Here is a 15,071-nt window from a genome sequence, read left to right as displayed (position 1 = left end):
AAGCCTCGTCAGTCGGGCCTGTCGGAGGCAGTGGGGCCGCGGGGATCCGCACGCCCCGCGCTCCCCCGGTCGGCGGACGGCGACGCCGAACGGCCACGCCCGCGGCAGGTCTGCCGCGGGCGTGGCCCGCACGGGGAGGGGCGTCCGGTCAGAACTGGGTGCTGACCGTCACCCCGCTGAAGTCGGTGTTCGCGTAGAGGCTGATGTAGCGGTAGCCGGCCGTCGGGTTGGTGACCGTGATGCTCTGCGTGGTGCCCGGGTTGGTGGACGAGGTGGTGAAGGCGCTCGGCGAGGCCCAGGTGTCCGCGTTGTAGTACAGGTACGCGGTGCCGGTGCCCCCGGAGGTGTCGATCTTCAGGGTGCTGGTGCCGGCCGGCAGGTAGACGTACAGGTAGTCGAGGTGGCCGGCGGTGGCGGAGAGGCCGGAGCGGGAGCAGTTCCGGCCGAGCGCGTCGGTACGCGGGTCGGCGCAGGTCGGCAGGGTGGTGCCGCCGCTGCCGGTGGTGACGGTGACCGGGGCCGGGGTGCTGGCGGTCCTGCCGGTGTCGTCGGTGACGGTCAGGGCAACGGTGTAGGTGCCGGCGCTCGCGTAGGTGTGGGTCGGGTTCTGCTGGTCGGACGAGCCGCCGTCGCCGAAGGTCCAGTGCCAGGCGGTGATCCGGCCGGGGCCGGTCTGGACGGATTTGCCGGTCAGTGTGACGGTGGCGCCGTTGACGGCCTGGTCGAACAGCGCGGTCGGGCCGGCCGCGTAGCAGGCGCCGCCGGCGCAGCTGTCGAGCCAGGCGTCGAAGTCGGCGTCGTAGCCGGTGCCGACGTTGTTGTAGACCGCGTAGCCGCCCTGGTAGTCACCGGTGCGGAAGTGCCCGAGCATGGCGGTGATGTCGGCCGGGTGCTTCTCGAACATGTACCGGACGGCGAGGTAGCCCCACGGGTAGGTGCGCACCGAGTCCGAGTTGCGGTACGTGTTCTGGAAGATGGTGCTGAGCGTGTAGGTGTGCTTGGCCGCCTCCGACATCGCCTGGGTGTCGGTGGTGCCGCGGTAGGCGTAGGACTCGTACTCGGCGACGCCCTCGATCCACCAGATGTCCGGAACGGAGACCTCGGTGGAGAAGTCGCCCTTCATGTCGTAGATGTTGTCCAGGTAGTGCGTGTACTCGTGGTTGAGGTTCCACACGTTGGCGGTGAAGCCGTCGTTCCACGACTTCTGGTACATCACGCACACGGCCTGGTCGTTGGGGTCGGTCGGGTCCATGACGGTCTGGCCGCCGTTGTCGGTGGAGTTCCTGAAGATCGCCCAGGAGTAGGTCAGGTAGTCGGCCTGGTTGGCGAAGACCGCGAGGGTGAGGGTCTTGTCGTACTGGCCGGGGATGGGGCCGTTGTCCTTCACCATGGCGTGGAAGAAGGTGTCCTCGCCGCGCAGGCTCGCGCAGACGGCGGCCAGGTCGGCGGGCGACAGCGCCTCGGTCTGGATGGTGCGGTTGTCGCAGACCAGCTGGTTCGGCAGCACCGCCGCGGTCAGCTTCGCCGGCAGGTCGCAGATGCCGTAGTACGAGCACTGGCCGGGGTCGAACGTGTTGGCCTGGTACGCGGTGTGGACGTACAGCGGGCCGGTCACCCCGGTGATCCGGACGGCGTCGAGCACCGCCTTGACCTGGTCCTTGAGCGCGGCCTCGACCGCGGGGCCGTCACCGGCCATCCGGCCGAGGTCGTTGCCCGCGTTGACGTCGAGGTAGGAGTTCGCGGTGCCGAGCAGGTCCTTGTGGTTGAGCGCGAACGTGCCCAGCGCGGTGCCGATGGCCGGGTCCGCGCTGACCGCTTTGACGAAGTCGGGGTTCCAGTTGCCCCGCCACAGCGGCGCGGACAGTACGGCGTTGACCGACTTGAGCATCTTCGGGAACGCGTTGTAGGAGTTGTCGTAGCTGTTCAGCACCTGCTTGTAGACGCCCAGGTAACTGCCCTGCAGGTTGGCGCTGTCGGTGAGGACCAGCACCTCGTTGAGGACGGTGCCGTTGTTGTCGGTGACATCGGTCCAGTGCCGGCTCGCGAAGAAGGCGTCGAGTCCGGCCCTGGAGGCACTGGTGAGGGCGGCGTCGTACGGGCCGACCGCGTCCGCGTTGTAGGACTGGACGTACCAGCCGGCCCGCATGAAGAGCACGAGCTGCAGGATGCCGGTCGAGTTGTCGCCGGTGTAGCCGGCCGCCAGGTTCTGGAAGGCGTTGGCGACGGTGAGCATCTTCGTTTCCTTGAAGATGCCGCCCGCGTCGGTGCCGGTGACGTTGAACAGCGTGCTGACGCAGTCCGGGGTCGAGCCCTCGACGAAGGAGACCAGGTCGGCCCCGCTGCGGCCGCCGAAGTCGGCCGGGGTGCAGCTCTGCGCGCCGGCGGCGGCCGGACCGGTGGCGGAGCGGCCGGCGGAGCCCGGCCTGGCCGGGGGCGTCTTCCGGTCGGCCGGTCGCGGTGCGGTCTGCACGGTGGTGCCGGCGGGCTGGCCCATCACGACCTGGCCGAGCAGCGCCGGCGGCAGCGGCTTGGCGGCGGGGGCGAGGTCCTCGGAGGGGTCGGCCGTGAGGAAGGCCCCCAGCGGCCCCGGGGCGGCGGAGCCCGCGTCGGCCGCCGGCCGGGCACTGGCCGACGGGTGGGAGGCCGGTCCGGAGGCGGCGAGCGCCGGGACCGGCAACAGGGTGGCGGTGGCGGCACAGCCGGCGACGACGCCGGCCATGAGTGTGGGGAGGGGTATCCGAAGGCGCACTGCTGGGCCCTTCTCCTGTGGGGGAGGTCTCTGGACGACTGCCGAGGCGTGGGGGGATGCGGCATGATCCTGCCATTCGACAGGGCGTCAGAACAATGTCACAGGTCATATGACATCAGGTGGGCCGGTCATAACACGGCCTCGGAACGGCCGTGCCGAACCACCGGCCCGGCGCGTCCGGCCGCCGCCGGCGCGAACAGCGCCCGCCCCGTTACGGCCGGGTCGGCCGGTACGTCCGCGCGGCCCAGGCCCGGAAGGCCGGCGAGGCGGCGATCAGGTCCCGGTACGCCGCGGCCGCCGCGCCGAACAGGGTCTCCACCACCTCCCCGCTCACCCCGCCGGGCCGCCAGGCCAGCAGATGCCGGACCCAGACCGGCGTACCGGCGAGCGGTTTGACCACCACGTCGGCGAGCGGCCGGGTGGTCGCCTGGACGACGGAGATCCCGAGCCCGGCGGCGATCATCTCCTGGAGCTCCAGCCGGCCGCCGGGGAACTCGTGGACCGCGGCCGGGGTGAACCCCGCCGCCGCACAGGCGTCGTAGAAGACGCCGTGCCAGCCGGCTCCGTCGTCGGGGGTGAGGAACCAGTCCTCGTCGGCCAGGTCCACCAGGGCGATCTCGGTACGGTGCCGGAGCCGGTGGCCGGCCGGGAGGGCGACGAAGGAGGGCTCGGTGACGATGCCGCGGTGCGCGACGGACGGCGAGTGGCGCAGCTCCCGGCCCGGGTAGTCCATGGCCACGGCGGCGTCCGCGTCGCCCTGCTCCAGCAGGTCGACGATGTCCGAGGACTGGTGGACGGAGGTCACCGTGAACCGCTGGTCGGGCCGCTGGTGCCGGGCCCTGGTGACCAGTCCGGGCAGGATCGGCGAGATGGTCGCGGCCAGGCGCAGTTCCCGGTGGGCCGGCCCGCCGGGAGCCTCCGGGCGGTGGCCCAGGCAGTCGGCCCGGGCGAGGAGGTCGCGCGCGGCGGTCACCACCTCGACGCCGAAGCAGGTCGGCGCCACGCCTGCGGCCGTGCGCTCGAAGAGCGGCGCGCCCAGGTGGCGTTCGATGCGGCGCAGCTGTGTGCTGGTCGCCGGCTGCGAGGCGCCGAGCAGGGCGGCGGCGCGGCTGACGCTCCCGCTGTCGGCGATGGCGCACAGCACCCGAAGGTGCCGCAGCTCCAGCTCCATGCCCCTCCCCTCCCCTTCACGCGACGGCCGGGCCTTCCCGGCCGTCGGCGTCGGGTGGCTGCCGCCGAGGACAGTGCAACAGCACACATGACATGTCAGCGGCCTACCTTCACCCCCCGCGGATTGCCTCGTCAAGGCCCTTCCGGGGCCGGACGGCGATACCGGCACCACCTTTTACCAGGGCATTGCGTCCGCCTGACCGTCCGCCTGACCGTCCGACGGCTGCCGGGTCGGGGCCGGCCCTTCGCGCGGTGGCCGGCGTCCTCGTGCGGTGCGCGCGCCGGTGTCCCTCCGGCGGGGTCCGGCCGTGCTCGGCCCTGAGGTGGCGCGGGTTCTCGTGGAGGGGCGGTTCTGCCTGTTCGGGCAGGCCGTCGTTGCGTGAACGTACACGTATCTCCGGGATTCTCTGCATTTACCGATAAACGCCTGGATTTTCCGGACTTCCGCGATCAAGCATCGGGATGACGTTCCGTCATCGATCCCGGTTTCCGTGGAGGACACCCAGTGCCGCACCCGTCCCGTACCCCCAAGGCGCTCGGCCTCGCCGTCACCGCCGTGCTGGGCCTGACCCTGGCCGCACCGCCCGCCCTGGCCGGACCGGCCGCCGACCCCGACCCGGTGCCCGCTCTGGTGGCCGGCCGGGACACCGCCGCCCCGCAGCTGGTCACCGGGCTGGCCGAGGCGGCGCCCGGCAGTCCGGGCGAGGCGGCCCGGGCCCACCTGGCCGCCCACCCGGAGCGGTACCGGATCGACCCGGGGCAGCTCACCGAGGTCGGCACCGGGCGTACGGCCGAGGGGCGGCACACCGTCAGGTTCCAGCAGTACCACGGCGGCATACCGGTGCTCGGCGGGCAGTACCTGGTCCGCCTCACCGGTGAGGGCGCCGGCCAGCGGGTGGAGTCGGCCGGCGGCAAGTACTTCACCGGACTGACCGCGCCGACCACCCCCGCCGTCCCGGACCCGGTGCTGCGCGGCCTCGCGCTCGGCTCGCTCACCGACCCGCGTGCCCGGGCCGGCGCCACCGCCGAGGACCGCGGCCTGGTGGTGCTGCCCGGCGGCACCGGCCGGCTGACCCGGCACTTCACCGTGCGCGGCACCGACCGGGCCGGCGGGCAGCCGACCACCCGCGAGGTCTACGTGGACGCCACCGTCGGCGGGATCGCCCTCGCCCACGACGCCCGCGCCCCGTACCAGGCCGGTGCCCGACCGGCGACAGCGGCGGCCGCCGCACCGGCGCTCGAACCCGCCACCGGCACCGCCCCGGACGCCTACGGCCGCACCGTGAAGGTGAACACCGCCCGGCTGCCGGACGGGAGCCACCAGCTCGTCGACCTGACCAGGCCCGCCTCCATCACCACCTACGACGCGGCCGGACGGGACCTGCTGGACTTCATCGACGGCCTGCCCGCCGACCTCCGCCCGGCCGCCTCCCCGACCTCCGACTTCCCGGCCGCCACCGGTGCCGACGGCGCCACCGACGCCCACCTCAACGCGGGCATCGTGTACGACTTCTACCGCGACCGGCTGGGCCGGGAGGGGCTGGACGGCAAGGGCTCCCCGATCGTCTCGCTGGTCGGCGTGACCAACGACGGCGCACCCATCATGAACGCCACCTGGGACGGGACCATGATGTCCTACGGCGGTGGCGGCCCGCAGTACCACTCGTTCGCGGTCGCGCTGGACATAGCCGGACACGAGATGACCCACGGCGTCATCGACCACACCGCCGGCCTGGTCAACGCCGGCCAGACCGGGGCGATGAACGAGGCGCTGGCCGACTACTTCGGCAACGCCGTCGAGGTGACCGCCCGCGGCGTGTCGATGACCGACCCGAAGGCCGCGCTGTTCGGCGAGGCGGTGTGCCGCACCGGCACCCCGGAGGCCTGCGCGGGGCGCCGGCTGGACGACCGCCGCACCACCGTGGACGACTACCTCGGCACCGACCTCAGCCTCGACAGCGGCGGCGTGCACCTCAACTCCACCATCTTCTCCGGGGCGCTGTGGGACATCCGGCGCACCCTCGACCCGCTCACCGCCGACCGGCTGGTCTACCGCGCGCTCGCCGACTACCTCACCCCGCTGGACGACTTCGTCGACGGCCGCAACGCGGTGCTCGCCGCCGGCCGCTCGATGAACCTCAGCCCGACCCAACTCCGTTCGGTGGCAGCCGCGTTCGACGCCCACGGGATCCGCGCCGGCTGGGAGTCCAGGATCGGGACGGACAGCCGCCCGCTGGTGCGCGCCATCCCCACCTCGATGGCCGCCCCGGCCGTCGCAGGCGGCCGCTGGGTGATGGGCAACTCGACCGGCACCGGCGACCCCGCCCTGTACACCGGCTCCACCGCCGCCCCCGGCACGCCCACCCGGCTGAGCCCGGAGGACGGCCGCCGGCACAGCTGGGCCGCCACCGACGGACAGTCCGCCGCCTGGCTGGCCGTCGGCCCAGACGCCGAGGGCAGGTTCGGCATGGAGGTGCTGACCCGCTCGCTGGCCGGCGGCCCGGTCCGCAGCCTGTTCGCCTCCCGGACCGAGCAGCTCGCCGAGGTCCGGATCTCCGGCGGTGACATCGCCTTCCTGGTGGAGGACTGGGAGAGCGGCCGGACCACGGTGCGTCTCTCCCGCGACGGCGCCCCGCCGGTGGAACTCCCGCTGCCCGACGGCCACCGCCCGTCCGGCCTCACGCTCAGGGACGGCGTGCTCGGCTGGAGCGAGCAGTGGACCGCCGGGGAGCGGGAGATGTCCGCGGCCACCGTCCACTCGCTCACCACCGGCCGGGTGACCGCGCGCTACGAGTCGGCCGGCACCGTCAGCTCCACCGTGCTCGCGGGCGGACGGCTGCTCTGGGTGGAGACCCCGGCCGGCCCGACCGCGCGCAGCGCGATCCGCTCCGGCGCCCTGGACGGCTCGGGCGTGGTCGACGTGCTCCCCGCCGACTCCCCGTACGCCCAGGTGACCGCCGCCATCACCGCCTCCGACCAGGCCGTCACCTTCCAGGCCGTCATCTCCCGGGACGAGGGCGGCAAGCCCGCCAGCGGCTGGACCAACGCCGCGCTGCCCAAGCTCTGGCAGCTGCCGCTCACCGGCGGCACCCCCGTACGGGTCTCCTGCAACCGGGGCGGCCAGTACGAGGCGGCCGCCGACCGGGGCACCCGGGTGGTCTGGCTGGACGCCACCCCCGGCCGCACCGACCTGGTGGTCCGCGACCGCCCGGCCGGGTCCTGCTGACCGGGTCCTGCTGATCAGGCCGCCGCTGCGGCGTTCGCCCCGGTGCCGGCGGGTACCGGGGCGATGGTCTCCTCGTCCGTGGCGGGGCCGCACCGTGAGGCATCAGACGAGGGCCGCCGCCAGCAGAGCGGCGGTCCTGGCGACCAGCGGTTCGTCGGCCGGCGCGCCGGCGTCCCGCCGGGTGGACAGGACGGCCAGGACGACGGGCGTCCCGTCCGGGGTCCAGGCGATGCCGACGTCGTTGGTGGTGCCGTAGCCGCCGGTGCCGGTCTTGTCCGCGAGGGTCCAGTCCCCGGGGAGTCCGGCGCGGAGGCGGGCGGCGCCGGTGGTGTTGGCGAGCAGCCACCCGGTCAGCCGCCGCCGGTCCTGCGGGGCGAGCGCGTCCCCGAGCACCAGCCTCAGGTGGCTCCGCCCGATGGCGGCCGGGCTGGTGGTGTCCGTCACACGCCCCGGTTCGGCGGAGTTCAGATCGGGCTCCCACCGGTCGAGCCGTGTCACGTCGTCGCCGATGGACCGGCAGAAGCGGGTGATCGCCGTGGGGCCGCCGAGCTCACGGAGCAGGAGGTTGTCGGCGGCGTTGTCGCTGTAGCCGATGGCGGCGGCGCACAGCTCGGCGACGGTCATGCCGTTCGCGAGGTGTCCGGGCGTGCCCGTGACCGGGGCGTAGCCCGCGTCCGTGACGTCCTTGCCGGTGTAGCGGATCCGCCTGGCGAGGAACCCGCCGTCCCGGTCGAGGTCCCTCAGGACGGCGGCGGCGGTGATCGTCTTGTGCACCGAGCAGATCGGGAAGAGCTCGTCGGCGCGGTACACCACGCTCCTGCCCGTGACCGTGTTCCGCGCGAACACCCCCAGCCGGGCGCCGTGCTCCCGCTCAAGGCCGGCCAGCGCCCGGGTGACCGTGTCCCCACCCGGTGACGCGCCGCCCGCCGGGTGGGCCGGCCCACCCGTGGACACGGCGCCGGCCAGTGCCGTCCCGGCGCCGAAGGCCAGCACCGCACGGCGGCCCGGGCGTCCTGCGAAGATCCCCACGATCGTGTCCTCCTCTGTCCGGCGACCATCCTCCGGAGATCAGGACACCTCGACGGCCCGACCGGTTCGCCCGCTTTCCCCCGTTTCTGCCGCTCGTGCGCCACCGCCGGTGCAGCCGGTCCGGGCCCACGGGCCGCACGACCGGGCCGGGCCCGGCCGGGGGCGGGACGGCTCAGGCGGGGCGCCGGGCTCCGGCCAGGGAACGGATCTGCACGTGGACGGCCGCCGGCTCGGTGCCGGTCACGGCCGCGACCTCGCTCTGCGGCAGGCCGAGGACCAGGTGGAGCAGCAGGACGTCCTGCTGGGGGTCGGTGAGGTGGGCGACGGGGTGGAGCGGGCGGGGGCCGGCCAGGGTGCGGACGTGGCGGCGTACGGCCTGCCAGGCGCAGGCGGCCGGGCTGGCGGCGGCGAGGACGTCGGGCCAGCGTCCGGCGAGTTCGTCGAAGGCGTCGTGCACGGCGCGGCCGGCGTCGGCGGGGGTGAGGAGGAGGGCGGCGTAGCGCAGGTAGTTGTGGAGGTGGAGGTCGTGGAGCGCCCACAGGCCGAGGTGGGGTCCGGGGTGGGCGGTGGTCCGGGTTCGGGGTGATGCGGGCATGGGTGTTCCCGAGGTAGCCGGGTGGGCGGATGGGTGGTCCGCGGGCGGGGCCGTGGTGGGGCCCTGCCCGCGGAGCCTGGTCACACGAGCGCCGGGGTTTCTCCGGTGCCGTCGCGGCCCGCCGGGGCCGGGTGGTGCGCGTCGTCGGCCTTGTCGGCGGCGAGGCTGTTCTTGAGCGTCACCCACAGCTTGAACAGGGTCTCTGTCGGGATGCCGCCGGTGGAGGTTTTGATCGCGCGGGCGAACTCGCGCTGGTAGGTCCTGGCGGTCATCGGCACCGGGGTGCGGGCGTTGTTCGTCCGTTCCCAGGCCGCCGCCCACAGGACGCGGCGGTTCTCCTTGACGCCGCAGACCTCCATGTAGGTGGTGAAGACGGTCTTGTGGAGGGGGGCTTCGCCCTTGAGGACCAGGGCCAGGGTGCTGGAGGGCAGGCGGCCTCCCAGTTTCCGGGCCCGGCGGTCCAGTTCTTCCAGAGAGGGCCAGTCGGCCTTGCGGCGCATCTCGTGCATGGCCCGGCGCAGGTCGGCGAAGGAGTCGGCGTGTTCCGGGTTGAGCCGCTTGGGCACGCGCCGGCGCCGGGTTCCGGAGGAACGGGGTACGTGGGCCCAGTAGTTGGCGTGGGTCCATTTCTTGCGGGCCGTCTTGAGGTCCGCCCCGCATTCGCGGGCGATGGCCTCGACGACCTCCCAGCTCGGCAGGGACCGGCCGTTGGTGGCCCTCTGCAGGGTGGTCGAGTGGTAGTTCGTCCGATCGGCGAGCTGGCGGTAGGTCAGCTTGGCCTCGTCGCGCTGCTCGCGCAGCCACGCGGCCAGTCTGCCCAGTGCCGGTTCGGTCGCCGTGATCGGGTTCTCTCGGCGTCCCATCGCGGGCGGGCACCCTCCGCTAGATCCGCTCCCGCCGCAGCCTCAGCCCCACGAGCCAGCCGCCGCCGGCCAGTTCCAGCGCCGCTCCGGCCGACATGCCCGCCGCGACCAGGACGGCGGCGACGGCGATCACGATGACGATCACGATCGCCTCCGCCCGTCCGGGCAGCCAGGACGGGCGCGGGCGCGGCGGCGTGATGCCTCCGGCGGCGCAGTGGGCGGGGACGGGGGCGGCTTTCTTGCGCTTCCTCGTCATCGACGAGACCCTCCTATAGCACTGATCACTCCAACAGGACGGCACTTCGGTGGTTGGCGTCACGCGAAGCATCCGTTCGGGTAACACTCTGTCAGGCATACAGGCGATTCCCAATCGATTCGGTGAACACCACGCGGATTGATGCGCCACCGTCCAGGCCCGAGCCCGCGTTTTCGACCTGCCCTTACCGCATACCGGCAGGTCAGAAAGGTGAAACTGGAAATTGATGCGCGTTCGCGCAGCATCCCCTTGTCGCCCTCACCGCTGGGTGTGACGATTGCAGCAGCGTCATCCAGACCTACGGGTCGGGAACCCGGGGGCGCTGATTACTCCAACAATTTCGGGAACACCCGGAGCGGGCCGTGTTGGCGCATGGGCCCGCCCGGACAGCAGAGACCGCCCGGCCGCAACGGCCCGAGCGGTCTCTCTGCGTTTCCCGGCCTCACCCACCGCTACGGCGTCCCCGGGGGCCGGCGGGCGAGGTCGATGAACAGGGCGGAGGACCAGCCGAAGCCGGAGGTCGCCCGGGTGGCGCGGGCGCCGGTCAGGGGGTTCCAGTACTCGTAGAGGCCGCCGGCGTCGCGGACCATGGCCAGGGTGCGGTGCTGGAGTTCGTCGGCGGTGGCGGCGAAGCCGGAGCGGCGCAGGCCCTCGATGAGCAGGTAGTTGATGTTGAGCCAGACGGGGCCGCGCCACATCGCCTCGGGGTCGAAGGCGGGATCGTCGAACGCGACGGTCGGGACGGGGTGTTCGCCCCAGTACGCGGTGGAGCGCAGGGTCCTCTCCAGGCGGGCGGCGATCTCGGGGGGTAGGCGTCCGGTGAACAGCGGCATCAGGTCCAGTGCGGTCCGTACGGGCACGTTCTCGCCGTCCGCCACGGTGCGAAAGCGGGTGCCGTCCCAGCGGTTGGCGACCAGCAGGCGGGTGTGGGCGGCGGCGCGCGAGCGCCAGCGGGCGGCGTCCCCCGGCAGGTCCAGGGCGTCGGCGATGTCGGCCAGGCGGTCGGCCTGGTGGATCAGGTAGGAGCTGAGGTCGGGGGGCTCGGCCCGGGGGCCGTAGTCCCAGACGGGGCTGTCGTCGAGGCCGGAGGAGTAGGGGTGCAGGTAGGCGGGCAGGCCGTCGCCGTCCGGGTCGGAGGCGGCGAACCACCAGGCGTGCGCGCGGACGAGCCGGGGGTAGACCGAGGCGAGGAACGGGAGGTCCGGGTCGGCCTGGTGGACCTTCCACACGGCCCACGCGGCCAGCGGCGGTTTGGTGACCGGCACCGGTCCCGGGCTGGGTGCGGTGCCGTTCGCCCGGCCGACGTGTTCGCTCAGGCGGACGTGGTCCGCGCGGGGCAGGTCCGTCGTCTCGGCGAGCACGCCGTGGTCGTGGACGACGTCGGGCAGCCGGCCGTCGGGCAGCTGGTGGTCCAGGAGCAGGAGGATCTGGTCACGGGCGAGCGCCGGTGAGGCGTGGCGCAGTGCCACGGCGTGGAAGAGGGCGTCCCAGTTCCAGACGCCCACGTAGCCGTACTTGGAGGGGACGAGTCCTTCGCGGCCGGCGATCGGCAGCAGGTTGACGGCCAGGGTCCACCAGGCCATCCGGGCGCGCTCCGCCAGGTCCGCCCGTACGGGTGGCATGCGGGCGAACCAGTCGTTCCAGCGGGCTTCGGCCGCGGCGCGCACGGCCGGTTCCGGCCAGTGGCCCGGCGGGCCGGCCAGGACGTGGCAGCCGGTGAGCGCGAGGGTGTGCTCCGTTGCGTCGGGCAGCCGCCAGGAGGCCCGGGCGTGCCGTCCGGCGATCACCAGGGTCGAGGGGTCGGCGAACAGCAGCGACACCCCGCCGGCGAACGCCACCTCGGAGGGCGTCGCCGAGACGACGGGCAGCGGGCGTCCGCCGGGGTCGCGTACGACCAGGGCGGTCAGTTCCGTGGTCTCGGCGAGCGGGGTCTCGTAGGCGGCCCGGGCGACCCGGAGCCCGTCCGGGCCGGCCGTGACCAGCAGCCGTGAGCCGCGTTCGGTGAACGGCCGCTCCACGAGGTCCAGTGTGAGCATCAGCGTCCTCCCAGGCCCGACGAGGCCATGCTGTTGAGGATCTTGCGCTGCCCGACGAGGAAGGCGATGAGCATCGGTACCACGGTCATCGCCGACAGGGCGGCGGTCAGCCCGTAGTCGACGCCGCCCCGTTGGGAGTGGAAGGCGTCGAGCAGCAGGGGGATGGTGAACAGGTCCGGGGTGTTGAGGAACACCAGCGGGAAGAAGTAGCTGTTCCAGCTGGCGAGGAAGACGATGATGCCGAGCGTCCACAGGCCCGGCCGGATGTTGGGCAGGATGATCCGCCAGAAGATGGTCCAGCGGCCCGCCCCGTCGATCCGTGCCGCGTCCTCCAGTTCGACCGGGACGGCCCGGATGAACTGGCGCAGCAGGAACACCGCGAAGGGGTTGGCGACGGCGGGCAGGATCAGCGCCAGGTGCGAGTCGATGAGGTGGAGCCTGGCCAGCATGAGGTAGAGCGGCACGATCGTGACCTGGGCCGGGACCATCTGGGTGGCCAGGAAGAGGCCGAACAGCGGCCCGGAGCCGCGGAACGGTATCCGGGCGAAGGCGTAGGCCGCCATGGCGCTGGTGAGCAGGGTGGCCGCGACGGTGACGGCCGCGATGTACATGCTGTTCCAGTAGGCCCGCCCGAGCGGTACCTCGTCGAGGACGTCCGGGTAGTTCCGCGGGCGCCACGGCCCGGGCAGCCAGGCCAGCGGCTCGTTGATCATCTGGGTGGCGCCCTTGAAGGAGGTCAGCAGCATCCAGATGAACGGGAACAGCATGACCAGGCCGCCGAGGGCGAGGCCGGCGTGCAGCAGGGTCTGTCTCCGGTTGGTCATGCCGGCCTCACGACTCGTAGTGGACGAAGCGCTTCTGCGCCTTGAACTGGACCGCGGTGACGACGAGCGTCAGCAGCAGCAGGAGCAGCGCGGCGGCGCTCGACAGGCCGAAGTGGAACTCGCGGAAGCCCTGTTGGTAGACCTTGTAGACGATGGTCTGGGCGCCTTCGTTGTGGTCGGGGTTGACGAGGACGTAGACCAGGTCGAACGCCTGGAACGAGCTGATCACCGACACCACCACGGTGAAGAAGACGGTGGGTGAGAGCATCGGCAGGGTGACCGAGCGCAGCATCTGCCAGGGTCCCGCGCCGTCGATCCGCGCGGCCTCGGTCAGGCTCGGCGGGATCGTGGCCAGCCCGGCCAGGAAGATGACGACGTTGAGCCCGAGCGACGACCAGATCGTCACGACCGCGATGGCGGGGACGACCCAGGTCGGGTCGGCCAGCCAGTCCGGCGGGGTGATCCCGAACAGGTCCCGCACCGTGCCGTTCAGGATGCCGTCGGTGCCGCCGCCGAGGATCATCTGCCAGATCACCGACACGGCGACCGAGCTGGTCACGACCGGCAGGAAGTAGATCACCCGGTAGGCGGTGCGGCCGCGCACGCCGTGCAGGGCCAGTGCCAGCAGCAGGGCCAGGACGAGCCCGCCCGGGACGGTGATCAGGCCGATCTTGACGGTGTTCCACACCGCGCGGCCGAAGTACGGGTCGGTCAGCTGGGTCCGGAAGTTGTCCAGCCCGACCCAGGTCGCGTCGCCGATGCCGTCCCATTCCATGAAGGACAGGACGACCGCGTAGCCGAGGGGGCCGACGAGGAACACCAGCAGGGCGAGCAGCTGGGGGGCGAGGAAGAGCACGGCCCACCGGCGGTCCCGCCGCCGCCAGAGCGGCTCGCGGGCGGGGCGGGCGGGGCGGGCGGGGCGGGCCCGCCGGGGGGCCGTGGTCCGGGTGGCGGCGCTCAACCCTTTGGGCCCTTCATGCCGTCGACCAGGCTCTGGAGCTGGGTCATCCCCTCGTCGAACCCGACCTTGCCCTCCCAGATCTTCAGGAGGTGGTCGTTGATCGCCTTGGTCAGGCCGGGGACGGCGACCTCGTCGGGGTAGTTGGCGAAGCCCTTGTCGCGCACGTCGAGGAAGGTCTGGGCGTGCGCGGGGTAGTTGCCCTCCGTCACCAGGCTCTCGGCGCCCTTGACCGACGGTACGGCGCTGCCGCCCTTGAGCCGCAGCTGCTGGCCCTCCTTGCTGACGAACTCGCTCAGGAAGGTGAAGGCCTCCTTCATGTGCCTGGTGTCCTTGTTGATGGTCAGGTAGGACGCCGCGACCGCGCCCTGGATCGGCTGTCCGGACTCCGAGGGGAACGGCACGACGTCGTAGTTCTGGCGGTCGCCGCCCTTGTCGATGCCCTCGATGACCCAGCGGCCTCCGGCGTAGAAGCCGGCCTTGTGCTTGACGAACTGGGTGGCCGCGCTGTTGCCCTCGGGCAGCAGGTCGGCGGAGGCGAAGGTCTTGTCCTGGAAGCCGTCGGCGAGGGTCCTGAACGCCTGGCGGGCCTTCGGGTCGGACGGCGCGACGAACCTGCCGTTCTCCCAGACCTTGCCCCCGAAGCCGTTGACGAGGCTGTAGTTGGCGCCGTACCAGTTCCAGAATATGGAGCCGTACTTGCCCGCGGCCTTGAGTCTGGCGTTCATCTCCAGGTAGGTGGCCATGGTCCAGCGGCCGGACTCGTTCAGCGCGGCGGGGTCCTCGGTGATCCCGGCGGCGGCCAGGGCCTTCTTGTCGAACCAGAGGACTTCGGGGTTGGTGTCGTTGGGGACGCCGAAGGTGACGCCGTCCTTCTTCGCGCCGCCGTAGAGGCCTTCGAAGAAGTCCGAGGGCCTGCTCTTGCTCAGGGGCCCGGCGAGCTGCTCGTCGAGCGGGGCGAGCACGCCGTCGGCGACGAGTTTGCCGATGTAGTCGTCGCCGGCGTAGAAGACGTCGGGGGCGGTCCTGGAGGTGAGCTGGGTGAGCAGTTTGGGGTGGTAGTCCTCGTAGGAGGCGACCGGTTCGAGCTTCAGTGTGATGTTCGGGTGCCGCTTGGTGAACTCGTCGGTGAAGGCCTTGAAGACCGCCATGTCCTCGGCCGAGCCCCAGGTCGACCAGCGCAGGGTGACCTTGCCGTCCCTGGAGTCGCCGGCGGGGCCCGCGCCGCCGGTCCCGCTGCACGCGGACACGGACACCGACAGGGCGACGGCCGCGGCGGCGGCCAGGGCTGTTCTTCTCTGGAAAGCGGGCATCGGGTGCCTCCTGGGGGCTCTCGTGGGAGGAGCGGGGTGGGGAGGAGCTGGT

At 72.5% G+C, this 15,071-nt stretch carries 11 protein-coding genes; 1 reads left to right on the top strand and 10 read right to left on the bottom strand.

What is annotated here, in order from left to right; all coding sequences use genetic code 11:
- Positions 1 to 148 precede the first annotated feature (148 nt).
- Both AB0P06_RS21780 and AB0P06_RS21775 read right to left on the bottom strand, forming a co-directional pair.
- Positions 149 to 2,719 carry a collagenase gene (locus AB0P06_RS21780; protein ID WP_363609704.1) on the bottom strand — a complete coding sequence of 857 codons (2,571 nt, stop codon included), beginning with the start codon at positions 2,717 to 2,719 and terminating at the stop codon, positions 149 to 151.
- A 241-nt stretch (positions 2,720 to 2,960) separates the two neighbouring features.
- Complete coding sequence (locus AB0P06_RS21775) at positions 2,961 to 3,920, bottom strand: LysR family transcriptional regulator (RefSeq protein ID WP_363609702.1); 960 nt, start codon at positions 3,918 to 3,920, stop codon at positions 2,961 to 2,963.
- Between the two features lie 504 nt (positions 3,921 to 4,424).
- On the opposite strand from AB0P06_RS21775, the gene AB0P06_RS21770 reads away from it, so the two are divergent.
- Complete coding sequence (locus AB0P06_RS21770) at positions 4,425 to 7,145, top strand: M4 family metallopeptidase (protein WP_363609700.1); 2,721 nt, start codon at positions 4,425 to 4,427, stop codon at positions 7,143 to 7,145.
- Between the two features lie 102 nt (positions 7,146 to 7,247).
- Here the strand turns inward: AB0P06_RS21770 and bla are convergent, their stop codons facing one another.
- The 8 genes from bla to AB0P06_RS21730 form a co-directional block, all read right to left on the bottom strand.
- On the bottom strand, positions 7,248 to 8,174 hold the full coding sequence (gene bla, locus AB0P06_RS21765; protein WP_363609699.1) for a class A beta-lactamase: 927 nt from the start codon (positions 8,172 to 8,174) through the stop codon (positions 7,248 to 7,250).
- 172 nt (positions 8,175 to 8,346) lie between these two features.
- Entirely contained in the window at positions 8,347 to 8,769 is a 423-nt protein-coding gene (locus tag AB0P06_RS21760) for a sigma factor-like helix-turn-helix DNA-binding protein (protein WP_363609697.1), read from the bottom strand.
- Between the two features lie 80 nt (positions 8,770 to 8,849).
- On the bottom strand, positions 8,850 to 9,632 hold the full coding sequence (locus tag AB0P06_RS21755) for a helix-turn-helix transcriptional regulator (RefSeq protein WP_363609695.1): 783 nt from the start codon (positions 9,630 to 9,632) through the stop codon (positions 8,850 to 8,852).
- Between the two features lie 19 nt (positions 9,633 to 9,651).
- Positions 9,652 to 9,888: a hypothetical protein gene (locus AB0P06_RS21750; protein ID WP_363609693.1), complete on the bottom strand. Its 237-nt coding sequence runs from the start codon at positions 9,886 to 9,888 to the stop codon at positions 9,652 to 9,654.
- A gap of 452 nt (positions 9,889 to 10,340) precedes the next feature.
- Positions 10,341 to 11,924 carry a glycogen debranching protein gene (locus tag AB0P06_RS21745; RefSeq protein ID WP_363609691.1) on the bottom strand — a complete coding sequence of 528 codons (1,584 nt, stop codon included), beginning with the start codon at positions 11,922 to 11,924 and terminating at the stop codon, positions 10,341 to 10,343.
- On the bottom strand, positions 11,924 to 12,748 hold the full coding sequence (locus AB0P06_RS21740; protein WP_363609689.1) for a carbohydrate ABC transporter permease: 825 nt from the start codon (positions 12,746 to 12,748) through the stop codon (positions 11,924 to 11,926). Before AB0P06_RS21740 ends, AB0P06_RS21745 begins: the two co-directional genes overlap by 1 nt.
- A gap of 7 nt (positions 12,749 to 12,755) precedes the next feature.
- On the bottom strand, positions 12,756 to 13,709 hold the full coding sequence (locus AB0P06_RS21735; RefSeq protein WP_363609687.1) for a sugar ABC transporter permease: 954 nt from the start codon (positions 13,707 to 13,709) through the stop codon (positions 12,756 to 12,758).
- Positions 13,706 to 15,019, bottom strand: coding sequence for a sugar ABC transporter substrate-binding protein (locus AB0P06_RS21730; RefSeq protein ID WP_363609685.1), 1,314 nt, complete (start codon positions 15,017 to 15,019; stop codon positions 13,706 to 13,708). The genes AB0P06_RS21735 and AB0P06_RS21730 overlap by 4 nt, the downstream gene beginning before the upstream one ends.
- Between the last annotated feature and the right edge of the window lie 52 nt (positions 15,020 to 15,071).

This window comes from Kitasatospora sp. NPDC088351, assembly GCF_040685575.1.
Taxonomy (GTDB): Bacteria; Actinomycetota; Actinomycetes; order Streptomycetales; family Streptomycetaceae; genus Kitasatospora.
Note: the sequence above shows the minus strand (reverse complement) of the source record. Positions and strands in the feature narration are given on the sequence as shown.

Bases quoted from the DNA above. Each gene is read 5' to 3' on its own strand.
- AB0P06_RS21780 (WP_363609704.1), bottom strand. From the start codon at position 2,719: ATGGCCGGCGTCGTCGCCGGCTGTGCCGCCACCGCCACCCTGTTGCCG.
- AB0P06_RS21775 (WP_363609702.1), bottom strand. From the start codon at position 3,920: ATGGAGCTGGAGCTGCGGCACCTTCGGGTGCTGTGCGCCATCGCCGAC.
- AB0P06_RS21760 (WP_363609697.1), bottom strand. From the start codon at position 8,769: ATGCCCGCATCACCCCGAACCCGGACCACCGCCCACCCCGGACCCCAC.
- AB0P06_RS21755 (WP_363609695.1), bottom strand. From the start codon at position 9,632: ATGGGACGCCGAGAGAACCCGATCACGGCGACCGAACCGGCACTGGGC.
- AB0P06_RS21750 (WP_363609693.1), bottom strand. From the start codon at position 9,888: ATGACGAGGAAGCGCAAGAAAGCCGCCCCCGTCCCCGCCCACTGCGCC.
- AB0P06_RS21745 (WP_363609691.1), bottom strand. From the start codon at position 11,924: ATGCTCACACTGGACCTCGTGGAGCGGCCGTTCACCGAACGCGGCTCA.
- AB0P06_RS21740 (WP_363609689.1), bottom strand. From the start codon at position 12,748: ATGACCAACCGGAGACAGACCCTGCTGCACGCCGGCCTCGCCCTCGGC.
- AB0P06_RS21730 (WP_363609685.1), bottom strand. From the start codon at position 15,019: ATGCCCGCTTTCCAGAGAAGAACAGCCCTGGCCGCCGCCGCGGCCGTC.